Here is a 25,308-nt window from a genome sequence, read left to right on the forward strand (position 1 = left end):
AAATCCTTACTGGCTTATTAGCGCGTCTTTATCCACATGCTCTTGGAGCTGGACAATGTCTTCTAAAACCCAAAACAAATTCTTCCATTCAATAAATTTATTTTCTTCTAAAGCGCTTTGAAAATGATCTAAATCCCATGCTAGAAATTTTTGCGCGTCTAAAATTTTACCCAAAAAGCGCACTTCATAATGCAATTTTTCGCCGCCGCTATTACCGCTCTTCCCGCTATACCCAATCAACTGCCCTTTTTGGATAAAGCTTTTAGGCTGCACATTGACATGATCTAAATGCGTGTAAATGGAGCTAAAACCAAACGCATGTTCAATGCGTACCAAGTTCCCATACCCCACATTAGAATTGGTCTTCACAAAATCCACAATCCCATCAGCGCTCGCATAAACAGGCGTGTTTAATGGCGCGATAAAATCAATCCCGGATTCAACGCCCTTAATTTTTTTAATGGGGTGGTTCCTTTCTTTGGTGGGTTTGATCGCGCTATAAGTTTTTAGGGGCATGCCATTAGGAATGAGCATGAGCGCTAAATGTTTTTGAGCCAGATTCAAATTTTCTAAATCCACTTCATCATAAAGATGCACGCCCCCATTAGCCCCTCTTTTGACTTCAATCAAGGATTCTATCGTGCGAATCTTTTGCCCCACAACAAAGAGCTCTTCTCGCTTGTCTTTAATCTCTTTTGTCAAAGTGTAATTTTTTTGATACAAATCCCTAAAATCCCTTAAAACCGCATTCCTCTCGCTTGTCATCGTATCCATTTTAGCGATTAAAAATTTTAAAAACCCTACGCCAAGCCCCACGATCAACAAAAAAATGATAACAGAAATGATGAGGTTGCGTTTTAAATTTTTAGAAAATTTGAGCTGTTTAGAGCCTGATTCATCAATGATGGTGATCACAAGCTGGTTTTGTGGCATCAATCCCTCTTCTTTGGATAGCGTTCATAAAAAGCGTTGGCTACCAGAAATGAGCCATACACCAAATAATTTTCATTTTCTTTCAGTTCTTCAAACAAAGCGTGTTCTAACCCTAAAGTTTCTAAAATCCCTTTAAGTTTTTCTAATTGGATAATTCTTTCATTATGCAATTCTAAAATCAAAACCTTTTTAACCACAGGCTTTAAAATTTCTAGCACCAAAAAAGCGTCTTTATCTTGGTAGCAATTATAAATCAAAACGATTGGAGCGTTAAAAACGCGCTTGATTTCTTCTTTTAAGGCTTTGGCGCTATGGGGGTTATGCCCCACATCTATTAAGATATTAGGACTTAAAAGCTCGCAACGGCCGATCAAATTCAGGGGTTTTAGGTTTTTTAAAACTTCTTGTTTATTGCATGGCACTAGCGTTTCAAACGCTTTTAGAGTCACTTCTAAATTCATCGCTAAAAAATGGGCTAAATGGTAGCGTTCAATATAATCCTTGACTCCTTTTGAAATCTCATTTTGAACCACAATCAATTGCGCGTGTTTTTCTTTGGCGATTTTTTGAGCCACATTTAAAACCAGTTCTTGTTGGGGAGCGATGATATTAAGAGAACCCATCGCTTTTAATTTAGTAGTCGCAATGCTTTCTAAACTATCCCCTAAAAATTCCTTATGATCGTAATCAATGGGGGTGAAAACGCTTAGGGTTTTTTCTAAAGCGTTCGTGCTGTCAAACTCCCCCCCAAGCCCCGCTTCTAAAACCAAATAATCGCAATCTTTAGCGAGCATGACGGCTAGTAAGGTAGCGTATTCAAAATACGAGCAAGCGCTGCTGAAAGCGTGTGGTTGCAATTGCTGGTGGGCGTTTTCTAAAACGCTTTCTTCAACAATAGAACCATTCAAAAAAAAGCGCTCCCTAAATTCAAAAACATGAGGGGAGGTGAAATGCAACACCTTAAAATTTTGATCGGCTAATAAAAGGGTTAAAAACCGCCCTGTGCTGCCCTTACCATTAGTCCCTACAATGTGAATGACCTTCGCTTGAATCTCAAAAAAAGCGTTTTTAAAATCCTTATAAATTTGAATGAAACGGCTAGGGTCAAACTTGTGGTATTCTTTAGGCTTTGTTTCTAAAAACGCCTTTAATCCATTCAAAGGGCTATTTTTCATTATTGAATTTCCCCTCATAAGCGATTTGAGCCACAAATTTAGTCAAAGTTTGTTCCACAGCCTGATTGATAGCGTAATAGCGGTTCTGGTAGGTATTAAGGGGGTCTTGCAAATTCACAGCGTAATTATAATACCCGCTATCTTGAAAAGTCTTTCTAACGCCTCTCTTATTATCGTAGGTATAATTCACAGACACGGTTGCGCGATAGAAAGTCGTAAAGCCTTCTTTATTTTGCGTGATACTCGTATCGGTTACATTCGTGATTTCTATAATAATGATAGAATCCGCATCCTTTTCACTCGCTAAGCGGCTTTGGAAGCGTTGCACGACTAAACGATTCATCAAATCCTTAAACTCTACAGAGTTTTCAGGGTTAGGCAAATTCACAATGAGTTTCACGTATATGCTATCGCCTAAAGCGTTTTGAGCGTAAGCGGCGATGGGCTTATACCCACAGCCCTTGAACAAAAGCAGCAAAATAAAAAAAATAAAGCTCTCATGCGATAACAAAATTAACAAGCTTATTAGGCACATAAATTTCTTTTTTAACGCTCGCATTTTTTAAATATTTCTCTAATTCTTTTTTAGCCAAAATAATAATTTCTTCTTTATCAGCATTAATATTGACTTTCAATTCCGCACGCCTTTTGCCATTAATGGTAAGCCCTAAAGTCATAAAGTCTTCCACTAAAGCGCTTTCATCGATCGCTATAGGCTTAAAATTCGCTCTTTTAAAAAGCCTTTCACTCAACTCCCATGCCGTGTGCGGGATAATAGGCTCTAAAATTTGCAACAATACAAAATAACCCTCGCATAAAATCCGCTCATTATTTTGCGCACTCAAAGCGTTTAAAGCCTCCATGCAACTTGCGATCAAAGTGTTAAACGAGTAAGCGCTTTCAGCCTTATTGAAAATTTCATGCGATTTTTTTAACGCTTCATAGACTTTTTTACGAGCTAATTTTTCCGCTTCATTCAGGCTGACTTCTTTAAATTCAGGCTTAGAAGTGGTAGGGGTAATGGCGTTCGCTTTATCGTATAAGCGCTTGATAAACCGGTGTGCGCCCTCTAAAGCGCTGTCATTCCATTCCAATTCTTTAGCCGGTGGGGCAGCAAAAAGGATAAAAAGCCTTGCAGCATCAGCCCCGTATTTTTTAAGTATCTCTTTAGGGCTAACGACATTGCCTTTAGATTTGCTCATCTTAGCGCCATCTTTTAAGACCATGCCTTGAGTGATAAGCTGTTTGAAAGGCTCATTTAAATTAAGATAGCCCAAATCCCTTAAAGCCTTAGTGAAAAAGCGCGCGTATAACAAGTGCAAAATCGCATGTTCAATGCCGCCAATATAAGTGTCCACCGGCATGAAATACTTCAAGTAATTTTGATCAAACGCTTGATTTTCACGCTGGTTTTTGGGTGTGGTGTAGCGCAAGAAATACCAACTAGACTGAATGAAAGTGTCCATGGTGTCTGTTTCTCTTAAAGCGTCTTTGTAGCATTTGGGGCATTGAGCGAATTTCCAACTCGCATGCTTTTCTAACGGATTGCCCTCCCCATCAATCACAATATCTTCAGGTAAAGTTACCGGCAGTTGGGTTTCAGGCACAATCCCGCAATGTTTGCAATGAATCATAGGAATGGGCGCTCCCCAATACCTTTGACGGCTCACCCCCCAATCTTGCAAGCGGTAGTTGATCGCCCTTTTACCGAGGTTTTCTTTTTCAAAATAAGCGATGATTTGCTCTCTGGCCACTGAGCTAGAAAGATCGCTCCACTCCCCGCTATTTTTTAAAACCTCTTCTTTAGTGTGGGGCAAACTTTGAGAACTTTGAGTGATCACTTTAATAGGGATATGATAAAGATTGGCGAATTCAAAATCCCTTTCATCGCAGGCTGGCACGCCCATTAACGCCCCAGAACCATAATTAGCTAGAGCGAAATTAGCCACCCAAACAGGGATTTTTTGCTTCGTTAAAGGGTGGATAGCATAAATGCCTAAAAACGCCCCTTTTTTCTCTAAGGCTCTTTCTCTTTGAGTCGTGTTTAAAATCGCTTTAATCATCTTTGAATCTTCTTGGCTCACTTGTTTAATGGCATGCTCTACTAAAGGGTGTTCTGGGGCGATGGCGATGTAAGTTACACCATAAATAGTATCCGCTCTTGTGGTAAAAACTTCAATTTCTTGAATGTTATTGCAAACTTTCAAGCACTCATCAGCGATTTTAAAACCAAACTGCAACCCGCTAGATTTCCCTATCCAGTTTTTTTGCATGGTTAGGACTTGAGAAGGCCAATGATTTTCTAAAGTTTCTAAGTCTTTTAGCAATTCTTCAGCGTAGTTTGTGATCTTCAAATAATATTGATAGAGCTCTTTTTGAACAACTTCTGTATCGCAACGCCAACACCTCCCATCAATGACTTGCTCATTAGCTAAAACGGTTTTATCGTTAGGGCACCAATTGAGCATGGCTTTCTTGCGATAAATCAGCCCCTTTTCCCACAAGTCAATGAAAAATTGCTGTTCAAATTTCGTGTAATCCGGATCTGAAGTGGCAAATTCCCTGTTTTTAGAAAAAGAAAACCCTAAAGCTTCAAACTCTTTTTGCATGGCTTCAATGTTTTCATAAGTCCAGGTTTTAGGGTGGATACCATGCTTAATGGCCGCATTTTCTGCAGGCATCCCAAAAGAATCAAACCCCATAGGGTGCAACACATTGTAATGGTGCAAACGATAATAACGCGCCAACGCATCGCCAATGGTGTAATTGCGCACATGCCCCATGTGGATTTCCCCACTAGGATAAGGCAGCATGCTTAAAATGTATTTTTTAGGGAGGTTAAAATCGTCTTTAGGCTCAAAACTCTTATTTTTCCACCAAAATTCTTGCCATTTTTTTTCTATATTGATAAAATCCATCAATTACCCCTTAATCCGTTTCGCTCGTTACAACGCTTTCAATCAACAAAAAGATGAGGCTGAAAGCGTTACTAATCAACGCCCCAATCATGAGCATGTAAGCTGTAACCAGATTGTTTAAAATCTGTAAAAACACAAATGCCGGTATGAGGTGCAACACGGTAGCTAAAGAGCTGGCCAACAGCTCTGAAGCGAAACGCTTACACACCCCAATTTTGAGCGTAACAGAAATAAGATTTAAAGCTAACGCTACAAACAACACCACCGTGTTAGGCTCATACAAAAACCCTGCAATGGTGGTTAAAGAAATAAGGCTGAACAGCACATGAACGACCCGACCCCAATCCATAGAAACTCCTTAAACCCGACCGCTTTCATACAGACGGCGCATTTTTTCTTTCTCTTGAGCTTTTTTGATTTTTCTAGCCTCATTCTCATAATATTTATGCATATCAAAGCCCAACAATAACGCTACTTTAGGGGCGATGAAAATAGAACTATAAGTCCCTACAATCGTGCCTATTAACATGGGCAATGAAAAGCCAATAATGATCTTACTCCCAAACACGCACAAAATCAACACCACAAAAAACACGGTTAAAGAAGTTAGAAGCGTGCGCGTGAGCGTGCTGGAAATGGCTTCATCAATGGCTTGAATGGCATTTTTGGTTTTTTGAGAAAGCATTTCTTCTCTGATCCTGTCAAAAATAATGATCGTATCATTAATGGAATACCCGATCAAAGTGAGCAAGGCCGCAATCACTTCTAAATTCATATCAATCTTAAAAACAATCACCGAGCTTGCCACTAAAATCACATCATGCATAAGCGCAATAACGCTCGCTAAAGCGAAACGCCATTCATAGCGGAAACTCACATAGACCATGATCGCCATCAAAGCTAAAATCAGCGACAAAATGCCCTTTTCTTTCAATTCGCTCCCCACTCTAGGACCCACGGTGTCAAATTTACGGATTTCAAAATCGCCGCTGGGTTTTAGAATGTTAGCCACGATAGCGTTCAAATCTTCATTTTCAGCCGTTTCTACAAAAGGGAATTTGATTAGAATTTCTTCTTTAGAGCCAAATTCGCTCACTTGCACGCCTTTAAAGCGAGCTTCTTTTTCAAACAGATCGCGCACTTCTTTAATGGGGGCGTTTTGAGTGTAACGCACCTGCACCAAACTCCCCCCTGCAAAATCAATCCCTAAAGAAAACCCTTTGAAAAACAAAAGCCCTAACGCTAGAAGCACCAAGATCGCTGAAACGATCACCCCATAATTGGAATAATGCATGAAGCTTAAGATTCTAGTTTGCTTGAATAATTCCATAAAACCTCCTAAGCTCTTTTATTCACGCCAAACCAAAAGTAAAGGCTTTTTGTTTGGGTGAGTTTAGGTAAAAGGGCTTGATAAATCCCTTGCGTGCCTATAATAGCGGTGATAATAGAGGCTAAAATCCCAATACCTGTGGTGAGAGCAAAGCCTTTAATCGCTCCTGTGCCATAAGCGTATAATAACACCGAAGCGATCAAGGAAGTGATATTGGAATCAAAAATCGCCCGACTCGCATTGATATAGCCTAAATGGATCGCTTTAGCGATGCCCTCATTCTCTCTTAAGACTTCTCTAATGCGTTCGTTGATAATGATATTAGCATCCACGGCAATCCCCACGGTTAAAACAATCCCTGCCATTCCCGGTAAAGTCAGCGTCGCTCCAAAAATTGCCATGACCGCCACGATCAAAAAAAGATTGACCACTAACGCCATGCAAGCGATCACTCCCGCCATAGAATAATAAAGCACCATAAAGCCCATAACCAAAATAAAGCCCCCAATGAGAGCGATAATGGAAGTTTTAATGCTGTCTTTCCCTAAACTCGGGCCTATAATCCTTTTTTCTAAAACCTGAATGGGTGCGCTCATCGCCCCACTCCTTAAAGCGATCGCTAAATCGCTCGCTTGAGCCACGCTAAAATTCCCGCTAATTTGCCCGCTCCCTCCGCCAATACGCTCCCTGATCACCGGGGCTGAATAAACCTTATTGTCTAAAACAATCGCCATGCGTTTGCCCACATTCGCGCCTGAGAAATCCCCAAAAATCTTAGCCCCTTGCGCATCCAGCGTGAAGCTCACCACCGGCTGGTTGTTTTGATCATACACCACTTTCGCATCTGTAAGCATTTCGCCATCTAAAATGGGGATCGCTTTGAGTAAGATTTTACCCCCCATTTCCACATCAGACAATAACACGCTGCCTAATTTTTGAGCCTCTAAATCCGTCATTTTCATCGCATCTTTATTGTGCTCTTCATCCACTGCCATCATCTGCAAATGAGCGGATTTAGAAATCAAGTCTTTAGCGCGCCGCTCTTCTTCTAAAGTCTTAATGCCGGGCAATTGCACTGAAATTTCTTCTTTACCTTGCTGGATGACTACAGGCTCAGCCAAACCAAATTGATCCAAGCGGTTACGAATGATCCCTATCACTTGCAAAATCGTGTTTTTACGCAATTCTTCTTGCTCTAAAGGGGTGAGCTTCACGCTATAAAACTCCGCTTCTTTTTTGATTTCAAACTGGCTATGGCCTTGCAATTCCAATAAAAGTGCGTCTAATTTTTTCGCTTCATCTTCATCTAAAAGCTCAAAACTGATCCCTTCTAAATTGGATTTAATGTCTTTAAGCAAGATATTTTGCTTTTTAGCGTTGTATTCTAAAGCGGACGCTAGGCTTAAATACTTGTTTTTTAAAGCCTCATCGGTTTGCACCCCTAAAAGCATGTTTAACCCCCCCCTTAAATCCAACCCTAAAGTGATTTTAGGGCCTTTAGTTTCTAGTAAAGAAGGCACAGAAAACCCTACCCCTAAAAGAAGTGCAAAGATAAAAACGATTAAACGAGGGTTAAAAAGTTTCATTTAGTTGTTATTTGGCGTTGTTTCAAAGTCTTAGCACCGGATAATCTTGCCGAAATTTCTTCTCTGCCTTGCTGAATGACTATAGGCTCTGCCAAACCAAATTGATCCAATTCGTCTAATTTGAACGCTATATAGTTTTTAGAAAGTTTAGCGGTGGTGTCATCGTTGAGTTTTACGCTAAAAAAATTCGCTTCCGCTTTAAGTACCTCAACGATCAACCCGCCTTGAGTGACAACTTTATCGCCCTTAGTCAAGCCCTCTATCATTTCTTTGTGCTTTTTTTGTTGCTGGCGTTGCGGGCGAACAATCAAAAAATAAAAAATAAGAAACAACACCAGAAGGGGTAAAAGCGTCGTTAGAATGTCTTTAATTTGTCCCATTTAATTCCCTTAAAAGATGTTTTAATCTCAAATTATAGCATTTTTAACTATTTCTTTAAAGCCGCTCTTTGGTTTAATAAAAATAAATACAAAGCCCCTATGATCCCAGAAATCAAAGATCCTAGTAAAATCGCAATTTTTGCCACTTCCATAGCGTCCTTATGCTCGCTCGTGAAAGCCAAATTAGAAATAAACATAGACATAGTAAAGCCAATCCCTGCTAAAAGCCCAGCCCCTAAAATATGCCACCAGCTGATGCCTTTAGGGCGCGCGGTGATTTTAAGCTTTTCGCTTATAAAAGTGATTAAGAAAATCCCTAAAGGCTTGCCCAAACAAAGCCCTAAAATAACCCCTAAAAGCACCTTATCCACTTCTAAATTGATGCTAGAATCAACGCTCACCCCTGCGTTTGCAAACGCAAACAAGGGCATGATGAAATACCCGCTAATGGGGGCTAAAAAATGCTCCAATCTTTCTAAGGGGCTTTGTAAAGCGCTCGCTTTTTCTTCAATGGAATGCAAGATCTCTTGCTGTTCTTTGGTTAAAAGCGCTCCTGAACTCGTTTCTGCGTATCGCTTACCCAGTTCTAAAAGCTCTACATTTTTAGAATCTTTAGGGATCTTCACCGGTATCATAAAAGCTAAAATCACTGCAGCAATCGTCGCATGGATACCGCTCTCATGCACGCAAAACCAAAGCAACACCCCTAAAAGCAAGTAAGGGATAAGCGAGCGCATATTCAGGCGGTTTAATACAGCTAAAACAAGAACCACCCCCAAAGCCCCTAAAAGCCATGCGAATTTTAAATTCGTGGTATAAAAAAGCGCGATCACCACAATAGCCCCCAAGTCATCAGCCACCGCTAGAGTGATTAAAAAAACCTTTAAAGCGGTTGGCACCCTCTTGCCTAAAAGCATGATCACGCCCAAAGCGAACGCAATATCTGTCGCCATAGGGATCCCAAAACCATGCTGGGAAGGCGTGTCAGCGTTAAGAAAAAAATAAATCAATCCTGGGGCTATCATGCCCCCTATGGCCGCAATCACAGGAAAAGAAGCTTTTTTGAAACTGGATAGCTCCCCAAACAACAATTCTCGCTTGATCTCTAATCCTATCATCAAAAAGAATAACGCCATTAAAACATCATCAATCCAGTGATGCAAACTAAAGCCGATGAAAAAATCCCCTATTTGAAACCCAAAAGGGGTGTGCCATAGCGCAAAATAACTTTCTTTTAAAAACGAATTAGCCACCACCATCGCTAAAACAGCGTTTAAAAAGAGGAAAATCCCTCCAAAAGACTCGCTTTTAATAAAGTTTTTAAGCGTTAAGCTGATCGCGTTTTCTGTTTTTTTGAGTTTCATAGACAACCTTAAAATTTTTAATTTCAAACCCATAATTTTTCAAGCAGTCTTTTATGAGCGTAAATAATGCCCGCTTGTATCTTAAAATGGGGGGCTTGAGTTTGCAAAAACGCAGCGTAATGAGAAACTTGTGTCTTATGGCTTTGCTGGTAATTTTGAGAGCTTTTATAATCTAAAACATACAAATTTTGCCCCTTATCCCACAATAAAACATCAATCCTAGACACAACCCCTTGGAATAAAAAAGCCACTTCACCCCTTAAGGCCAAATTTTTAAAAAGAGCTTGTATCTTGGCATCGTTTTCAAAAAGCTCCAAACTTTCTTCTAACGCTTGATAATCCAAACCATAAAAACCATGATGGTAGTTTAAATATTCTAAAACGCTTTTTTTAGGAATGCGATAAGCGTATTGGTATTCTAATCCCTTGTGCAAGGCGATACCAAAATTGATCGCTTCTTGGTCGTTATTCTTTTCATAATCGCTAGGCTCTTCTTCTATCTCTTGGACTTGCTCGCCATAGGCATGGGGTTTGATCACAACGCTCGCGCTTGAAGGCTCTTTTTGAGAAGAAATAACCGGCGCGATTTCTCCTTCTTCTAAAGGCGCAAGATCCAATTTTTCGCGCATTCCTTTGTTTTTGCTTTCTTTTTTGTCTTTTTTTTGGTTTTTGTCTTTAGCCACGACAATCAGCCCTAACTCAGCCCTAGTGAATGCGACATAATACACATTGGTTTCTTCATGATCTTTAGCCGCTTCTTCTTTATCTAAAGCCCTAGCGTAATCTTTATCCACCACCTCACGATTTTTCATTCTGTAATAAAGGCGAATAAGCTCTGTGCCGCTATATTCTTCAAGGAATTGATTGGAGTTATTCGTTTTAGGCTTGCCCAAGCGTTCGCACACGATCACATAAGGGAATTGCATGCCTTTAGATTTATGGATAGTCATAATCTGTGCGCCTTCTGCTTTGAAAGAAGCGATCTCTTTAGCCTCTAATTTTTCTAAAAATTCATTCGCATCTTCGCATCCAACCGCTAACTCCAAGCAGATTTGCGCGCACTCTCCATAAAGCTCAAACAATTCCATCACCTTCCACACAAAGCCTGCCACGCTCTCTTTTTTGGGGTTAAAACCAGCTAAAGCGATGGCATCATCATGCAAGTATCCAGCGAGTTTTAAAACGCTGTGCTTATAAAAGGGCTTGTAAGGTTCTTCAGCTAGAGCGTATTCTAAAGCGTTCTTAATGATTTTAGATTCCACAAATTGAGACAATTTAGCACTAGATTCCGTGCTTGGGTTAATCGCGCTCAAATTCTTTTGCAAATAATTTTTGATTTCTAAAGCGTCGTCATTAGTGGCGCATAAAAGGGTAATGTCTTTAGGATCAATGCGATGCTCTAAAAGGTTTTTAGCTTCTTGTAAGATTTGTTTTAATAACAATTCTCTTTCATCAGCCACTAAAGAGACTTTAACATAGCCGTCTCTAGCATGATTATTACTAGAAGCTTTAGGGTATTTTTGCTCCAAATAAGCGGTGGGGGAATTTTGATAAGCCTTTTTAAAAATGGTATTCACATAATTAATGATCAAAGGCGAACTGCGGTGGTTGAATTCCAAATTATCGTGGTAAAAATCCTTAGAAACGCTTTCAAACAAGGAGCTAAAACTCCCCCTAAAACCATAAATACTCTGCTTGACATCACCCACAAAAAACACGCTCCTGTGCCATTTAGCTTGCCCTATCCCGGCCTTAATCTCATCAATAAAAGGGGCTAAAATCTTATAATCGTTCAAGCTCGTGTCTTGAAATTCATCAATCAAAATGTGCGCGATTTTGCTGTCCAATCTGAAATAAAAAAACTCCGCTGGCATCTCTTCATAACCATTCAATAAGGCATGGACTTTATCTTTAATTGCATCAAAATCCAGGGCTTGGATTTTAGAAGTGGCTTTATCATAAAGCTGGATGAATTTAGGGAATTTTTTAAACAATGCGCTTTCTCTGGCTTCATAATAGCGTTTTAGATCGTTTTCAATCTCTTCGCATTCGCTCTCTAAAGTGGGGATTTCATCTTTGAATTTTTTGAAATAGCGGTATTCGCTCTTTTTTTCAAGCCAGGTTAAAGAGCTGTTTAAAAACCCCCTAAAATCATCGCATTTAATGGCTTTTTTAGCCTCATTTGACGCTGTTTCTATGTTTTGAATTTGTTGGTTTAAGCTTCTTAGTTTTTCTAAAAAACCCTCTTCATTAAATACAGGATCTTTCTTATTGGGATCAAATAAATAAAGCTTGTTTTTTAAAAAACGCAACCGCTCTAAAACAGAATCGCTTGTGTAACTATCATGACTTAAGCATTGAGCGATAAAAACGCTCAATTCCTCAAGCTGTTTACTATTTAAAGCACTCAAAAAACTCGCATTAAGCTGTTGTTGGTGCGCTTTTGTGTCTTCATTGACTTCAAAATTCGCGCTCAACCCCACAAACCAGCAAAATTTCCTTAAAATGCTTTGGAAAAACGCATCAATGGTGCTGATTCTGATTTCGGCGTTTAAAAAGCGTTGGTAGATTTCTTGAGCGCTATTTTGCACAAAACTAGGGTTTAAGCGGTATTTTTCTTCTAATTCTTTTAGGATATTTTGGGATTTTTCTTTTTCTTTTTCATCTTCAAGGTTTTCTTTTTGCAAGATTTTTAAATAGTCTAAAATGCGCTCTTTCATTTCGGCGGTGGCTTTTTTAGTGAAAGTGAGCGTTAAAATCTCGCTAGGATTAGCCCCCTTAAACAATAGGGCTAAAAACCGCACGCTCAAAGCGAAAGTCTTCCCACTTCCTGCTGAAGCCTTTAAAGCCATGCATTGTCTTTTTGTATCCATTAGATCTATCCTAAAATTCTATTTTGCCTTTATTATAACCTAAAAGCCTTTTTTACTTAAGCTAAAAAACCCTAATCTTTTGCTATAATCATGGGGTTTTGTCGTTTTTCTATCATTTTATAGGAATCAAAGGCAAAGACAGCGTCAAATTCACACATGCTAATCCTTGTATTTAGGTGTTCTTAAGAAATTTAAGAATCAAATGAGCATGGAGGAAGAGAACCAAAATAACTTTAAGGAGAATATTCTCATGGTAACCATGAAAGATTTATTAGAATGCGGTGTGCATTTTGGACACCAAACAAGGCGTTGGAACCCTAAAACCAAGAAATTCATTTTTGGCGTTAGGAAAAATATCCATATTATTGATTTGCAAAAAACTTTGCGCTATTTTAGATACACTTATAACATCGTGCGCGATGCGAGTGCTCAAGGCAAAAGCATCATGTTTGTAGGCACTAAAAAACAAGCCAATGAAACTTTGAAAGAATTTGCTGAAAGCATTCAAGTCCCTTATGTCAATTACCGCTGGCTTGGTGGCATGCTGACTAATTTTAGCACCATCAGAAAATCAGTGAGGAAATTAGAAATCATTGAAGAAATGGAAAATAGCGGTCAAATTGATTTATTGACTAAAAAAGAAAAGCTCATGATCTTAAGGAAAAAAGAAAAGCTGGATAAGTATCTTGGCGGGGTGCGCCACATGAAAAAAATCCCTGATATGATTTTTGTGATTGATGTGGCTAAAGAAAAAATCGCTGTCGCTGAAGCCAGAAAACTCCATATCCCTATCGTGGCTCCCTTAGACACTAACTGCGATCCTGATTTAGTGGATTACCCCATTCCTGGAAATGACGATGCGATCCGCTCTATCAGGCTATTTTGTAAAGAAATGAGCGAAGCGATTTTAGAGGGGCGAGAACTCATGCAAGAAGAAATCGTCCATGCAGATGAAAATAGCGAAGAAATAGAGTATGTGAGCAATGAAGAAAAAGAAGAAATGCTCGCTGAAATCCAAAAAGAAATCACTCAAGGAGACGAATAATGTCAGGAATTAGTGCTCAATTAGTCAAAAAATTAAGGGATTTAACCGATGCGGGCATGATGGATTGCAAAAAAGCCCTTGTAGAAGTGGCTGGGGATTTGCAAAAGGCTATTGATTTCTTGCGCGAAAAAGGCTTGAGTAAAGCCGCTAAAAAGGCCGATAGGATCGCTGCTGAGGGCGTAGTCGCTTTAGAAGTAGCACCCGATTTTAAAAGCGCGATAATGGTAGAAATCAATAGCGAAACGGATTTTGTGGCTAAAAATGAGGGCTTTAAGGAATTGGTGAAAAAAACTTTAGAAACGATCAAAGCCCACAATATTCACACCACAGAAGAACTGCTTAAAAGCCCATTAGACAACAAGCCTTTTGAAGAATATTTGCACTCTCAAATCGCTGTGATTGGTGAAAACATTTTAGTGAGAAAAATCGCTCATTTAAAAGCCCCTAGCTTTCACATCATCAATGGCTATGTGCATTCTAACGCCAGGGTGGGCGTGTTAATCACCATAAAATACGATAATGAGAAAAACGCTCCAAAAGTGGTGGAATTGGCCCGAAACATCGCCATGCATGCCGCAGCGATGAAACCTCAAGTATTAGACAGCAAAGACTTTAGCCTTGATTTTGTCAAAAAAGAAACTTTAGCCTTGATCGCTGAAATTGAAAAAGACAATGAAGAGGCTAAACGCTTGGGCAAACCTTTAAAAAACATTCCTACTTTTGGGAGTCGCATTGAATTGAGCGATGAAGTTTTAGCCCATCAAAAAAAGGCTTTTGAAAACGAACTAAAAGAGCAGGGCAAGCCTGAAAAAATCTGGGATAAAATCGTTCCAGGAAAAATGGAAAGATTCATCGCTGATAACACCCTTATTGATCAACGCCTAACCCTTTTAGGGCAATTCTATGTCATGGACGATAAAAAAACTATCGCTCAAGTCATCGCTGATTGTTCCAAAGAGTGGGATGATGATTTAAAAATCACTGAGTATGCGCGTTTTGAATTGGGCGAAGGCATTGAGAAAAAGACGGAGAATTTCGCTGAAGAAGTGGCTTTGCAAATGAAGTGAGATTTTAGAAAACAACCTTTAAGGTTGTTTCTTCTAACTTTTCAACTTTCTTTATTTAAAATTTTCCATTTTAAGGTGCTTAAAATTTTTGTAATTTTCAATCTCTACGCTTTTAATCATTTGAATTTCGCCTTTTAGTTAGCTTGAATTGATGCCACTAGACATTGGTACAGTCGCTCTAATTTTACATTATTTTGATTAAATTTTGAACGCTCACCTGTTGTAAACCTTGCGTTTAAATTATAATAGCAAGCTAATCTGCATTCTTTTTTGATTTAAGGGTTAGTTTTGATTGTCTTTCTAGGAATCATGCAAGTCTCATTTTATTTAATTGGGTTCAACCTAACTCAAACAGATTTTTTCTAATCTGTCCTCTAAATTTGGCCCCAAATCGCAGAGCCGGCAACTTAAGACTCCTTTTTTGGAGTTTGGGTTAAAAAGAGCCTTTTATTTTATTTTAAAGCGGTTTTTCTCCAATGCGTTTTGAATCGCAATAGAGGGCGATAGATAATTGTAACGCACTAAAATTTCGGTGATTTCTTTAAAAATAGGGGCTGCAATCTTGCTAGCGTAATATTCTTCCTTGCCATGCGAGCCTAAGATAACCACGCCGATAGTAAAAACCTGCCTTTCATCTTCAGCGAACCCAAAAAAAGAGCTGTTGTAGGACTCCGCACTATAACTCCCGTTTTTAGCAACCCTAGCCGTGCCGGTTTTGCCCCCTATGTATAGCCCTTCAAATTGAGCGTTTTTACCGGTGCCATAACGCACCACTTTGATTAAGGTTTCTTTCATTTTTCTAGCGCTTTTGGGGCTAATGACTTGAAAAGTGGGTTTGGGGCTAGGGATGTAAATATCGCCATTAGGGGCGGTTTCTCGTTGCACTAAATAAGGGGTAGTCAATTTGCCTTCATTAGAAAACACCGCATAAGCCCTTAAAAGCTGTAAGAAAGTCGCGTTCAACCCATAGCCATAAGAGACGCTGCCCTTTAACACTTCACGCTTGAAAGCGGACAAAGGAGGGATCTTTCCTGTGGCCTCTAAGGATAAGTCAATGCCGGTTTTTTGAGAAAACCCGTAGCCTAAAAGCCCGTTATAGAAATCCTCTGGGTTGAGATTTTTACTGATTTTTATCATGCCCACATTGCTAGATTGGATCAAAATGTCTTCCACAACGGCTTTTTTACTGGGGATAAAGTCGTCTTTAATGGTGTATTTTCCTAGTTGGTAATAGCCATGGTTTAAATCAATGCGTTCTTTAGGGTTGATTAGATTCTTGTCTAACAGCAAGGAATAAACAATGGGTTTAATCGTGCTGCCTGGCTCAAAAACCTTTTCGGCAACGCTCAAATTCAAGCTTTCATAATCGCTGGTTTTAATGGCGTTAGGATTGAAGCGCTTGCTTGAAGCTAGCGATAAGATTTCCCCGCTTTTAGGGTTAATGATACCCACTAGGATTTCTTTAGCCCTGAGTTTGTCTTTAGTTTTATCTAATAGGGTTTCAATTTCTCTTTGGAGTTTTAAAGGAATGCTCAAATACACCTCATAGCCATCAAGGCGTTCAACCTCTGTGTAAGAGTGGTTTTGGATAAAGTTAAAACTCACATCCCTTTTGCCTGTTCTTATGCCATTTTGTTGGGCTTTAAGCAAGTGATCTTGAGATTTTTCAACGCCTTTTTTACCGGTAGTTAAAGTGAGTTTGTCTTCTTCTTGTTTTTGCACATAGCCAATGATTGGCTCTAGGCTATTTTGATAAGGGTAATGCCTGGAAACGCCGCTCACTTCAATGTTTAGCCCTTGTTTTTGCCACACTTTATCGTGCGCGTCTTTGAAATTTTGAAAAACCCCAAAGGCTAAAAATTTCTTATTCAAGTCCCTAATATTAGCGGCCATATTGGGCGTGAGATCATAGGCTAGAATGATATAGCCTTTCGTATTGATGGCGTCTTTTAAGGACTTTTTAGGGATATTGCTATAAATAGAAAGGAAATCAATGAAAAAATCTTCTTTATCCGGGTTTAAAAACCTTGTATCAAAGCCCAGTTTGAAAAGGGTTTGCGAAGCGGCCAGGCTGTAGTTGTCTTGACTATAGATAGTCCCCCTAGTCGCAGTGTCTTGTTTGCTCATCACTAGAGTGGGCATGTTGGCTTGGGCAAAAAAAGCTTTTTTAAAAGCCACCATTAAAAAAATAAAAAAAAGCAATAAAAAGATTAAAGCCGTAACCATGCCCTTGTATTTTTGGGTTTCTAAAAATTGCTCTGGGTTGAAGTTGGGATCAATGTTTTTATTATCCATGAACGCTTACTTGAAAATGGCGTAGCTTCGGTTTTTCACAACGCATGAGAGCATGAATTTTTGATGGCAAAATCTGTTAAAATGGGGTGTAGGAACAACAAACCCTCTCTTTAAAAAGGACCAAGCGATCATTTAAAGAGAAGCCCCTTAAGAGACTAGATCTGCGTTCTTAAAAGCTCTTTATAAGCGCTAATCGCTTTGTTGCGCACTTCAAGCATGAGTTTCATGCTCGTTTCAGCCTTCCCTATGGCGATAGCCGCTTGGTGCAAGTCTTTGATTTGCCCTGTCGCCATATCCGCTAAGGCTTTATCAGATTGCTCTTGAGTGTTGTTAAGCTCATTGATAGATTGTTTTAAGAGTTTAGAAAACTCCCCACCTTTTTGTTCTTTGAAAGTGCTACCCGATTCTTCTCTTTTAGTCCTGTTGTCCGTGTTAAGCTCAGAGAAAGGACTCAATAAGCTTTTATCATTGTGTATGGCTTGCATAGAACCTCCTTAAGCTCTTTTTTAAAAATTTAACTCTATTAAATATCTTATTCATTTCTGTATTCTACTGATCTTTGGCTAATACTACCTAAATTTTCTTATACTACCATAAATTGTTGAAAATCGTTCATGTTTGTAACATACTAATCGCGTTTTGCGCCATGTTTTTAGCGCTTTGAAAGGCTGCAACATTAGCCTGATAGGCTCTAGTCGCTTCCACTAAGTCCGCCATTTCAACCACCGCATTCACATTGGGGTAAGCCACATAGCCTTGAGCGTTAGCGTCAGGGTGGCTGGGATCGTATTTCATTAACGGCTCGCTATCATCGCGCACAATCTTATCCACCACCACGCTTGTAATGGGGATTAATGGGTTGTCATCGCCTTCATCTAAGGGGTCTTCATAGGGGATAATTTGATTGTTTTGGGCGATTTTTTGGTTTAAAATCTCGTTGAAATCAAAAGCCCTAAACACTGCTTCTTGCCTCCTATAAGGACCTCCTTCGCTCGTGCGCGTGGTGTTAGCGTTAGCGATATTAGAAGAAATCAAATTAGCCCTTAAGCGTTGGGCGGACAAACCATAACCGCTAATATCAAAAGAAGATAAAAACATGCTTTCCCTTAACTATAAATTCTTACTGGAATCAATGGCGTAATTGATCACGCCTCGATACTTTTTTAAGGCTGAACTCAAGGCTAAATACATGGTAGAGTTCTTGCCCATTTCACTCGTTTCTATGTCTAAATCCACGCTGTTGCCATCATTTTTAGCCAAATGCCCGTCTCTAAAAAAAAGGCTCGCCCCATCTTTAGCGCTATTTTCAAAGTCTAAATGCCTAGGGTTAGTGTGGGCTAAAGGCAAAACTTTACTGGATTGGTTTTCAAAAATTTCTGCTTTTTTCTTTGCTAAAACGCTTTCAAAATCCAAATCCTTTGGCCTGTAAAAGGGGGTATCCACATTAGCGATGTTAGAAGCGATCATATCTTGCCTTAAAGCCCTATAATCTAGTGCTTTATAAACCAATCCAAACGCTTTAGAAAAATCCATCAAAACCCCTTTTTTAAACCCTTGCAAATTAAAGCATGCAAAAATCATTCCAAAATCAGCTCGCTTCTCATCAAAGAATAAAACATGCTTAAGCTTGAGCGATAAGCCAATTTGGAGCCATTATAGTGTAAAATACCCCTAAAATACCTTAAGAGAACGCCTATTCAAAAACCAAAATAAGGAAATCCTAATGACTACAGACAGAAACCTGTTTTTTTGCGCTTCGCTATTGATTTTTTTGGGGGTATTGATGAGCTATTCGCTCTCAACTTACACCACAGTGGTGCTGTATCATTATGGGGAATTCCATTTTTTCATACGCCAGCTTGTGGGTGCAATCATAGGGATTGTCATCATGTGGGGGTTGTCTAGGGTTGATCCTAGCAAGTGGTTTAGCCGTTTGGGGTTTTTTCTTCTTTTTATCCCACCATTACTCATTATTGGCATGTTTTTTTTGCCAGAAAGCCTTTCTAGCAGCGCAGGGGGGGCGAAGCGTTGGATCCGTTTGGGGTTTTTCTCTCTAGCGCCTTTGGAGTTTTTAAAGATTGGTTTCACCTTTTTTCTTGCGTGGAGTTTGTCTCGCACCTTTGTGGCAAAAGAAAAGGCTAATGTCAAAGAAGAACTGATCACTTTTGTGCCTTATTCGGTGGTGTTTGTGGCCTTAGCGATTGGGGTGGGGGTTTTGCAAAACGATTTGGGGCAGATTGTTCTTTTGGGGGCGGTTTTAGCGGTGTTATTGGTTTTTTCTGGGGGGAGTGCGCATTTGTTTGGCTTGATTATTTCAGGGGCGTTTGCGATCAGTGTTTTAGCGATTGTTACAAGCGAGCATAGGATTTTACGCCTGAAATTGTGGTGGTCTAATTTGCAAAACTCACTTTTCACGCTTTTGCCGGATAGATTAGCGAACGCTCTTAGAATAAGCGACTTGCCCGAATCCTATCAGGTCTTTCATGCAGGCAATGCCATGCATAATGGGGGGTTTTTGGGGCAAGGGCTTGGGCTAGGGCAAATCAAGCTCGGGTTTTTAAGCGAAGTGCATACAGATATGGTTTTAGCTGGGATCGCCGAAGAATGGGGGTTTTTGGGGTTATGCGTTTGTTTTATTTTGTTTTCTGTTTTGATTGTTTTGATTTTTAGGATCGCTAACCGCTTGAAAGAGCCAAAATATTCGCTATTTTGCGTGGGCGTGGTGCTGCTTATCAGTTTTTCTTTGGTGATTAATGCTTTTGGGGTGGGCGGAATTCTTCCGGTTAAAGGCCTAGCGGTGCCGTTTTTGAGCTATGGAGGGAGTTCGCTTTTAGCGAATTGTATCGCTATAGGGCTTGTTCTAAGCCTAGCGCGATACACGAAGGGCTAAAAAGCCTAGCCCTTTTAAAGATTAGTGCCATAAAAAGGGTTCAACTTCTGCGTCATTCAAATCAAAAACCACCTTATAATAATCTTTGACTATCGCATTAATATCCACGCCCTTAAAGGCTTCAGGATGGGCTTTTAAAGCGATATACAAGCTAATGAGTGGGGCTCTAGGACCGCCAATATCCATTGTGGGGAGTTTATAAACTTGCTTGTTTTTGATAGCTTTGATAGTAGCAAATTTGGGGTTGTTTAACACATCTTCAGGGCTAAGCGGGCTTATCCACCAAATAAAGATAATCTCAGGGTTTTCTTTAACGATTTTTTCCACGCTAATGTCAGCACGTCCAAACTTAACGTATTTCAAGCCAAAATTATCTATGCCCCCTTTTTCTAAAATATCTGAATCGAGGGCTTGATGGCCGCTGATTTTATTGGCTTTATGGAAAAGCTCCACGCCCTTTTTGTTTTTAACATTCTTCAAACGCTCTTTAATAAAATCCAAAGTTTCTTGCATTTTGGCGAATTTTTTAGAAGCATCAACTTCTAAGGCTTTAGCTTGAGCGTCAATATCTTCCATGACTTCTGCAATGGTTTTTTCTTGGAAAGAAAGGAATGATATACCAAATTTTTTCGCATGCTCTACCGCTTTAGGGTTGCCCACAAAGGTTACCACAAGATCGGGGCTAAGCTTTTTTAAAAGCTCCACATTCAACGCCGCCACATGATCACTGCTCATGGATTTAATGCGATTAGGATCTTTGAGAGTGGCTTTAACAATATCAGATTTAAAAGCGTAATCCGAAATGCCCACGACCCTATCCCAAGTATTGAACATGGCAGGCACTTCTGCAAAGCTACCCAAGTAGATTATTTTAGAAACAGGAAGCTTTATGGTTTGCTCCCCAAAATAATCCTTGACTTGGATTTCTTGATTAGAAGCGTTAGCCACGCCTAATAACGATGAAACAAGAAGTGCCCCTAAAGAATAAGAAATTAAAGCTTTTTTAAAGCGAGCGATTAACATAACAATTCCTTTCGTATGATTTATGAAGCGATTATAACACCATTAAGGAAATACAAGCAGTAAAAATGAAACTTTTTTTCACAAAATCTTAAAATTTAAAAGGAAATATCTTTTCATTAACTTTTTAAGAATATACTCCACCATGTTTCCGCTGATTGAGTGGAAAGCATAATAAAATTAAATCTGTTCAGGTTTAATTTTGATCCAACAAAATTTTAATAACACTAAGGAGTTGTATATGTTAGTTACAAAACTTGCCCCCGATTTTAAAGCGCCTGCCGTTTTAGGAAACAATGAGGTTGATGAACACTTTGAGCTTTCCAAAAATTTAGGTAAGAGCGGTGCGATTCTTTTCTTTTGGCCAAAAGATTTTACTTTTGTATGCCCTACAGAAATCATTGCGTTTGACAAAAGAGTGAAAGACTTCCACGAAAAAGGCTTTAATGTGATTGGCGTGTCTATTGACAGCGAGCAAGTCCATTATGCATGGAAAAACACCCCTGTAGAAAAAGGCGGTATTGGTCAAGTAACTTTCCCCATGGTGGCTGATATTACTAAGAGCATTTCTAGAGACTATGATGTGTTGTTTGAAGAAGCGATCGCTTTGAGAGGGGCTTTTTTGATTGACAAAAACATGAAAGTAAGACATGCAGTGATCAATGACTTGCCATTAGGTAGGAATGCAGATGAAATGCTTCGCATGGTAGACGCTCTCTTACACTTTGAAGAACACGGTGAAGTATGCCCAGCAGGCTGGAGAAAAGGCGATAAAGGCATGAAAGCGACTCATCAAGGCGTTGCAGAATATCTTAAAGAAAATTCCATTAACCTTTAATGGTTTAATTCGCTGTTTGATCAAGAGAAACTTCGTTTTTCTTGGTTGAATCCTTTTCTTTTTATTCTTTGCCAGTTTCTAAGATTTTCGTATCGTTTTATCTTTTTATAATTTTTGAATTTTTGAATTAATTTTTTTAATAAAGGGTTTTTTATGAACATATTCAAGCGTATTATTTGCGTAACGGCTATTGTTTTAGGTTTTTTTAACCTTTTAGACGCCAAACACCACAAAGAAAAAAAAGAAGACCACAAAATCACTCGTGAGCTTAAAGTGGGCGCTAACCCTGTGCCGCATGCGCAAATCTTGCAATCAGTCGTGGACGATTTGAAAGAGAAAGGGATCAAATTAGTGATCGTGTCTTTTACCGATTATGTGTTGCCTAATTTAGCGCTCAATGACGGCTCTTTAGACGCGAATTACTTCCAGCACCGCCCTTATTTGGATCGGTTTAATTTGGACAGAAAAATGCACCTTGTTGGTTTGGCCAATATCCATGTGGAGCCTTTAAGATTTTATTCTCAAAAAATCACAGACATTAAAAACCTTAAAAAAGGATCAGTGATTGCCGTGCCAAATGATCCGGCCAATCAAGGCAGGGCGTTGATTTTACTCCATAAACAAGGCCTTATCGCCCTCAAAGACCCAAGCAATCTATACGCTACGGAGTTTGATATTGTCAAAAATCCTTACAATATCAAAATCAAGCCTTTAGAAGCCGCGCTATTGCCTAAAGTTTTAGGGGATGTGGATGGGGCCATCATAACAGGGAATTATGCCTTGCAAGCGAAACTCACCGGAGCCTTATTTTCAGAAGACAAGGACTCGCCTTATGCCAATCTAATAGCCACTCGTGAGGACAACGTGCAAGATGAAGCCATAAAAGCGCTGATTGAAGCCTTACAAAGTGAAAAGACCAGGAAATTCATTTTGGATACTTATAAAGGGGCGATTATCCCGGCTTTTTAAGCCATTTGTTGGATAAAATTCATCTTTAAGATGAATGGGGACTTTAGGCGCTAATCAAAAGTTCTTTTCTTATTGAGTATTAAAAACGCTAAGAGTATTTTTAAAATAAAACGAAAAGAGCTTGCACTAATCAAGCGGCAATTTCTTAAAAGCGTTATTTCTTAAAGGGGGAAATGGTGCAAAATAACCCCCCTATCTCCCTTTAAAAGATTAAACAAGGCTTTAGCTGTCAATATGCGATTAGAACCAAGCCAAACATACAGCAAGCCTAAATCTCATTGAAGTTACGCTTTTAGAATTTTTCCAATAAAAGCCAGTTTTAAAACCATTAGACTGAGTTATAGAGCACTGAAACAAGTTTGGAAACAAGCTGGCTGGTTTTTAGCGTTTAGAGGGTAATGCGTTTTTGAAAAGATTTAGAATTTTATTAAAGATAGCCAAGCTCATAGAGTTTATTGCTCATTTTCACTAACAAGCCCCCTAGTTTTGACCCCCCTTCCCCATGTTCTACTAAAATCGTGATAGCGTATTTGGGTTTTTCATAAGGCAAAAATGCGGTAATCCACGCATGGGATCGATGGAAATATTCCATATCCTTTTCTTTCATGCGATTGACGATGTTTTGAGCGATTTCCACGACTTGCGCGGTGCCGGTCTTGCACGCTAAAGTAACCTTAGAACCCCTTGTGGAATGATAAGCGGTGCCGTCTTTATGGTTACACACTTCATACATGCCCACGCGCAAGGCTTGGAGCTTCTTTTTTTGAAAACTATTCAGGGGGTCTTTGAGCGGCTGTTGGTTGTTGATAGCAAAATGAGGCGTTGCCAGTTTGCCTATCGCAATGAGTCCCGTGTAGGCTAGCACTTGCAAAGGCGTGGCTAAAAAAGAGCCTTGCCCAATAGCGGTAATGAGCGTGTCCCCAACGCGCCAATCCTGATTGAAGCGTTTGAGTTTCCACAAATTATCCGGCACAATCCCCACAAATTCATTCGGCAAATCAACGCCCGTTTTTTCCCCAAAACCCACTTCCCTTAAGGTTTTAGAGAGTTTTTCTATAGAGATTTCAAGCCCAAACTTATAAAAATACACATCCACGGACTCCCTAATGGCTTTATACAAATTAGAATTGCCATGCCCTGTTTTTTTCCAGTCTCTGAATTTGCGCTTACCCACTTCAATAAAAGGCGGGGTGGGTATGGTGGTGTTTTCTGTGATATGAAGGTTTTCTAAAAAGCTCAACCCCACGCCCATTTTAACCACAGATCCCGGCGGATACAAAGCGTTAGCGAAGCGGTTTAATAAGGGGTTATAAATATCATCTTGAAGTTTTTGCCATTTGTCTTGACTGATCCCGCCTACAAAATCGTTCAAATTGTATTCAGGGTAACTTCCTGCAACGAGCAATTCCCCATTTTCGGCGTTCATCACTAAAATAGCCCCCCTTTTATTTTCAAAGAGCTTGTCCGCTTCTTTTTGCAAGCGTTTGTCTAAACTCAATTGCAAGTGGTTGTTGGCGCTTGGCGGCACTACTTCTAAAGTGGCTAATTCTTGATTGAGCGCATTGACACGCATGATTTTATAGCCCACCTTGCCTTGTAAAAGCTTGTTGTATTCTTTTTCAATGCCGGTTTTGCCCACAATCTGGCTGTATTGATTCTCTTCATCGTCTTTTAGATCTTGCAAGCTTGCCACCCCCACATAGCCTAAAACATGCGAAGCTAAAGCGTTATTAGGGTAGTAGCGCTTGTCTAAGGGCAGCACAAAAATGCCTTGAGTTTGGATGAGTTTGGTATAAAGAGATTGCATGGCAGTATAAGGAATGAGGCCCACCACTTTAATGAGGTTGTGGTTATAAAGCGAATTTTCTTTTTGGTAATTGTTTAAAAGCGTTTCTTTGGAAAAATTAGGGAAAAACTTTTGGATCATTTCAATTTTTTCTAAAAGCTCTTTTTGTTTCAACCCGCTAGGCAAAAACACGCCAAACACCAATTCATTAAGGGCTAAAAACTCATGGTTTCTGTCTGTAATATTGCCTCTTGTAGGGACTAAAAATTCCTTTTTGGTCATGTTGCGTTCGGCCAGTTTTTCATAGTATTCTTGATTTTTAACGCTTAGAATAAATAAATTTAAAACCAACAACCCCCAAAACCCTACAAAAACAAAGAGTAAAAGCTTATAGCGAAGATTTTTCATACAAACCCCACAAAGCGCTCTCTATTAAAGCAAAAAGAGCGAGAAAACCGAGTATCTTCAAATCCAAAGACACCGAAAAAAAGCGCGATAAATAGAGGTAATAAACCAAAAAGACATGCAAAGTTTTGAATAAAAAGCCGTCATTAAAAAGCTTTAAAGAGTTTTTATAGACGATTTGGTGGTAGATTAAAAACAGCAAGGCTAAAACGCCTAAAGTCTTTAAATGCATGCTTTCAAACCAAAACAAACAACCAAATACGCTTAGGCTTGGCAGAAAATGGTCGTATTTTTTGGCATAAAACAAGAATAAAAACCCAATCATCGGGGGTAAAAAAGGCATCAAATCTCTTAAAAGGCTATAAAAATAAAAACCAAAAATCCCTAAACATAAGAAAAAAAAGGAATCTTGTTTTAAAGAGAGCATGGTTTTG

General features: G+C 39.4%; 23 protein-coding genes and 1 pseudogene. 5 read left to right on the forward strand and 19 right to left on the reverse strand.

What is annotated here, in order from left to right; genetic code table 11:
- Nucleotides 1-6: 6 nt before the first annotated feature.
- From csd2 to DBU79_RS00675, 10 genes are read right to left on the reverse strand one after another with little or no spacing between them, the layout of a single operon-like run.
- Nucleotides 7-933, reverse strand: coding sequence for a M23B family cell shape-determining DD-metalloendopeptidase Csd2 (gene csd2 / locus DBU79_RS00630; RefSeq protein ID WP_154411223.1), 927 nt, complete (start codon nucleotides 931-933; stop codon nucleotides 7-9).
- Nucleotides 933-2,108 (reverse strand): bifunctional folylpolyglutamate synthase/dihydrofolate synthase, encoded by a 1,176-nt coding sequence (locus tag DBU79_RS00635; RefSeq protein ID WP_154411224.1) that lies wholly within the window; start codon nucleotides 2,106-2,108, stop codon nucleotides 933-935. The genes csd2 and DBU79_RS00635 overlap by 1 nt, the downstream gene beginning before the upstream one ends.
- A complete protein-coding gene (gene lptE / locus DBU79_RS00640) occupies nucleotides 2,098-2,643 on the reverse strand; it encodes an LPS assembly lipoprotein LptE (protein ID WP_154411225.1) in 546 nt (181 codons plus the stop codon). The genes DBU79_RS00635 and lptE overlap by 11 nt, the downstream gene beginning before the upstream one ends.
- On the reverse strand, nucleotides 2,606-5,026 hold the full coding sequence (gene leuS / locus DBU79_RS00645; RefSeq protein ID WP_154411226.1) for a leucine--tRNA ligase: 2,421 nt from the start codon (nucleotides 5,024-5,026) through the stop codon (nucleotides 2,606-2,608). Before leuS ends, lptE begins: the two co-directional genes overlap by 38 nt.
- Nucleotides 5,027-5,036: 10 nt before the next feature.
- Nucleotides 5,037-5,375, reverse strand: a complete 339-nt coding sequence (locus DBU79_RS00650; protein WP_000383774.1) for a DUF6394 family protein — start codon at nucleotides 5,373-5,375, stop codon at nucleotides 5,037-5,039.
- Between the two features lie 9 nt (nucleotides 5,376-5,384).
- Entirely contained in the window at nucleotides 5,385-6,356 is a 972-nt protein-coding gene (gene secF / locus DBU79_RS00655) for a protein translocase subunit SecF (RefSeq protein ID WP_154411227.1), read from the reverse strand.
- A gap of 8 nt (nucleotides 6,357-6,364) precedes the next feature.
- The gene (secD, locus tag DBU79_RS00660) at nucleotides 6,365-7,942 is read right to left on the reverse strand and encodes a protein translocase subunit SecD (RefSeq protein WP_154411228.1); all 1,578 of its coding nucleotides are present in this window, start codon (nucleotides 7,940-7,942) and stop codon (nucleotides 6,365-6,367) included.
- Nucleotides 7,939-8,322: a preprotein translocase subunit YajC gene (yajC, locus tag DBU79_RS00665; RefSeq protein ID WP_154411229.1), complete on the reverse strand. Its 384-nt coding sequence runs from the start codon at nucleotides 8,320-8,322 to the stop codon at nucleotides 7,939-7,941. Before yajC ends, secD begins: the two co-directional genes overlap by 4 nt.
- Nucleotides 8,323-8,369: 47 nt before the next feature.
- Nucleotides 8,370-9,686, reverse strand: a complete 1,317-nt coding sequence (nhaA, locus tag DBU79_RS00670; RefSeq protein ID WP_154411230.1) for a sodium/proton antiporter NhaA — start codon at nucleotides 9,684-9,686, stop codon at nucleotides 8,370-8,372.
- A gap of 23 nt (nucleotides 9,687-9,709) precedes the next feature.
- The gene (locus DBU79_RS00675) at nucleotides 9,710-12,559 is read right to left on the reverse strand and encodes a RecB-like helicase (protein WP_154411231.1); all 2,850 of its coding nucleotides are present in this window, start codon (nucleotides 12,557-12,559) and stop codon (nucleotides 9,710-9,712) included.
- Nucleotides 12,560-12,809: 250 nt separating this feature from the next.
- On the opposite strand from DBU79_RS00675, the gene rpsB reads away from it, so the two are divergent.
- A complete protein-coding gene (rpsB, locus tag DBU79_RS00680) occupies nucleotides 12,810-13,604 on the forward strand; it encodes a 30S ribosomal protein S2 (protein ID WP_001860660.1) in 795 nt (264 codons plus the stop codon).
- Nucleotides 13,604-14,671: a translation elongation factor Ts gene (gene tsf, locus DBU79_RS00685; protein ID WP_154411232.1), complete on the forward strand. Its 1,068-nt coding sequence runs from the start codon at nucleotides 13,604-13,606 to the stop codon at nucleotides 14,669-14,671. Before rpsB ends, tsf begins: the two co-directional genes overlap by 1 nt.
- Before the next feature lie 54 nt (nucleotides 14,672-14,725).
- On the opposite strand, the pseudogene DBU79_RS08105 reads toward tsf, so the two are convergent.
- The 6 genes and pseudogenes from DBU79_RS08105 to flgB all read right to left on the reverse strand — a co-directional run.
- Nucleotides 14,726-14,791: pseudogene (locus DBU79_RS08105) on the reverse strand (AAA family ATPase); the annotation flags it as partial.
- Nucleotides 14,792-15,118: 327 nt separating this feature from the next.
- Entirely contained in the window at nucleotides 15,119-16,966 is a 1,848-nt protein-coding gene (locus tag DBU79_RS00690; protein WP_154411233.1) for a peptidoglycan D,D-transpeptidase FtsI family protein, read from the reverse strand.
- A 6-nt stretch (nucleotides 16,967-16,972) separates the two neighbouring features.
- Entirely contained in the window at nucleotides 16,973-17,098 is a 126-nt protein-coding gene (locus DBU79_RS07745) for a transcriptional regulator (protein WP_134890010.1), read from the reverse strand.
- Nucleotides 17,099-17,121: 23 nt separating this feature from the next.
- Complete coding sequence (gene fliE / locus DBU79_RS00695) at nucleotides 17,122-17,451, reverse strand: flagellar hook-basal body complex protein FliE (protein WP_001147918.1); 330 nt, start codon at nucleotides 17,449-17,451, stop codon at nucleotides 17,122-17,124.
- A gap of 127 nt (nucleotides 17,452-17,578) precedes the next feature.
- A complete protein-coding gene (gene flgC, locus DBU79_RS00700) occupies nucleotides 17,579-18,064 on the reverse strand; it encodes a flagellar basal body rod protein FlgC (RefSeq protein ID WP_134890574.1) in 486 nt (161 codons plus the stop codon).
- Between the two features lie 12 nt (nucleotides 18,065-18,076).
- Nucleotides 18,077-18,547 carry a flagellar basal body rod protein FlgB gene (gene flgB, locus DBU79_RS00705; protein ID WP_167599641.1) on the reverse strand — a complete coding sequence of 157 codons (471 nt, stop codon included), beginning with the start codon at nucleotides 18,545-18,547 and terminating at the stop codon, nucleotides 18,077-18,079.
- Between the two features lie 142 nt (nucleotides 18,548-18,689).
- Between flgB and DBU79_RS00710 the strand changes: the two genes are divergently transcribed.
- On the forward strand, nucleotides 18,690-19,856 hold the full coding sequence (locus DBU79_RS00710) for an FtsW/RodA/SpoVE family cell cycle protein (RefSeq protein ID WP_154411234.1): 1,167 nt from the start codon (nucleotides 18,690-18,692) through the stop codon (nucleotides 19,854-19,856).
- A 21-nt stretch (nucleotides 19,857-19,877) separates the two neighbouring features.
- Here DBU79_RS00710 and DBU79_RS00715 read toward each other — a convergent pair whose 3' ends face one another.
- Nucleotides 19,878-20,879 carry an ABC transporter substrate-binding protein gene (locus tag DBU79_RS00715; protein ID WP_154411235.1) on the reverse strand — a complete coding sequence of 334 codons (1,002 nt, stop codon included), beginning with the start codon at nucleotides 20,877-20,879 and terminating at the stop codon, nucleotides 19,878-19,880.
- A gap of 238 nt (nucleotides 20,880-21,117) precedes the next feature.
- Here DBU79_RS00715 and DBU79_RS00720 point away from each other — a divergent pair, with 238 nt between their 5' ends.
- Nucleotides 21,118-21,714, forward strand: coding sequence for a peroxiredoxin (locus DBU79_RS00720; protein WP_100957935.1), 597 nt, complete (start codon nucleotides 21,118-21,120; stop codon nucleotides 21,712-21,714).
- 153 nt (nucleotides 21,715-21,867) lie between these two features.
- Entirely contained in the window at nucleotides 21,868-22,683 is an 816-nt protein-coding gene (locus tag DBU79_RS00725; protein WP_154411236.1) for a MetQ/NlpA family ABC transporter substrate-binding protein, read from the forward strand.
- 427 nt (nucleotides 22,684-23,110) lie between these two features.
- On the opposite strand, the gene mrdA is transcribed toward DBU79_RS00725, so the two are convergent.
- Both mrdA and DBU79_RS00735 read right to left on the reverse strand, forming a co-directional pair.
- The gene (gene mrdA / locus DBU79_RS00730) at nucleotides 23,111-24,877 is read right to left on the reverse strand and encodes a penicillin-binding protein 2 (RefSeq protein ID WP_154411237.1); all 1,767 of its coding nucleotides are present in this window, start codon (nucleotides 24,875-24,877) and stop codon (nucleotides 23,111-23,113) included.
- A complete protein-coding gene (locus DBU79_RS00735) occupies nucleotides 24,858-25,301 on the reverse strand; it encodes a hypothetical protein (protein WP_015643507.1) in 444 nt (147 codons plus the stop codon). The genes mrdA and DBU79_RS00735 overlap by 20 nt, the downstream gene beginning before the upstream one ends.
- Between the last annotated feature and the right edge of the window lie 7 nt (nucleotides 25,302-25,308).

Origin of the sequence: Helicobacter pylori, from assembly GCF_009689985.1 — a bacterium.
Lineage (GTDB): Bacteria > Campylobacterota > Campylobacteria > Campylobacterales > Helicobacteraceae > Helicobacter > Helicobacter pylori_CG.

Bases quoted from the DNA above. Each gene is read 5' to 3' on its own strand.
- mrdA (WP_154411237.1), bottom strand. From the start codon at position 24,877: ATGAAAAATCTTCGCTATAAGCTTTTACTCTTTGTTTTTGTAGGGTTT.
- DBU79_RS00635 (WP_154411224.1), bottom strand. From the start codon at position 2,108: ATGAAAAATAGCCCTTTGAATGGATTAAAGGCGTTTTTAGAAACAAAG.
- nhaA (WP_154411230.1), bottom strand. From the start codon at position 9,686: ATGAAACTCAAAAAAACAGAAAACGCGATCAGCTTAACGCTTAAAAAC.
- lptE (WP_154411225.1), bottom strand. From the start codon at position 2,643: ATGTGCCTAATAAGCTTGTTAATTTTGTTATCGCATGAGAGCTTTATT.
- flgB (WP_167599641.1), bottom strand. From the start codon at position 18,547: ATGATTTTTGCATGCTTTAATTTGCAAGGGTTTAAAAAAGGGGTTTTG.
- DBU79_RS00690 (WP_154411233.1), bottom strand. From the start codon at position 16,966: ATGGATAATAAAAACATTGATCCCAACTTCAACCCAGAGCAATTTTTA.
- DBU79_RS00735 (WP_015643507.1), bottom strand. From the start codon at position 25,301: ATGCTCTCTTTAAAACAAGATTCCTTTTTTTTCTTATGTTTAGGGATT.
- DBU79_RS00675 (WP_154411231.1), bottom strand. From the start codon at position 12,559: ATGGATACAAAAAGACAATGCATGGCTTTAAAGGCTTCAGCAGGAAGT.
- DBU79_RS00710 (WP_154411234.1), top strand. From the start codon at position 18,690: ATGACTACAGACAGAAACCTGTTTTTTTGCGCTTCGCTATTGATTTTT.
- secF (WP_154411227.1), bottom strand. From the start codon at position 6,356: ATGGAATTATTCAAGCAAACTAGAATCTTAAGCTTCATGCATTATTCC.
- DBU79_RS07745 (WP_134890010.1), bottom strand. From the start codon at position 17,098: ATGATCGCTTGGTCCTTTTTAAAGAGAGGGTTTGTTGTTCCTACACCC.
- fliE (WP_001147918.1), bottom strand. From the start codon at position 17,451: ATGCAAGCCATACACAATGATAAAAGCTTATTGAGTCCTTTCTCTGAG.
- rpsB (WP_001860660.1), top strand. From the start codon at position 12,810: ATGGTAACCATGAAAGATTTATTAGAATGCGGTGTGCATTTTGGACAC.
- flgC (WP_134890574.1), bottom strand. From the start codon at position 18,064: ATGTTTTTATCTTCTTTTGATATTAGCGGTTATGGTTTGTCCGCCCAA.
- DBU79_RS00725 (WP_154411236.1), top strand. From the start codon at position 21,868: ATGAACATATTCAAGCGTATTATTTGCGTAACGGCTATTGTTTTAGGT.
- secD (WP_154411228.1), bottom strand. From the start codon at position 7,942: ATGAAACTTTTTAACCCTCGTTTAATCGTTTTTATCTTTGCACTTCTT.
- yajC (WP_154411229.1), bottom strand. From the start codon at position 8,322: ATGGGACAAATTAAAGACATTCTAACGACGCTTTTACCCCTTCTGGTG.
- leuS (WP_154411226.1), bottom strand. From the start codon at position 5,026: ATGGATTTTATCAATATAGAAAAAAAATGGCAAGAATTTTGGTGGAAA.
- tsf (WP_154411232.1), top strand. From the start codon at position 13,604: ATGTCAGGAATTAGTGCTCAATTAGTCAAAAAATTAAGGGATTTAACC.
- DBU79_RS00650 (WP_000383774.1), bottom strand. From the start codon at position 5,375: ATGGATTGGGGTCGGGTCGTTCATGTGCTGTTCAGCCTTATTTCTTTA.
- DBU79_RS00720 (WP_100957935.1), top strand. From the start codon at position 21,118: ATGTTAGTTACAAAACTTGCCCCCGATTTTAAAGCGCCTGCCGTTTTA.
- DBU79_RS00715 (WP_154411235.1), bottom strand. From the start codon at position 20,879: ATGTTAATCGCTCGCTTTAAAAAAGCTTTAATTTCTTATTCTTTAGGG.
- csd2 (WP_154411223.1), bottom strand. From the start codon at position 933: ATGCCACAAAACCAGCTTGTGATCACCATCATTGATGAATCAGGCTCT.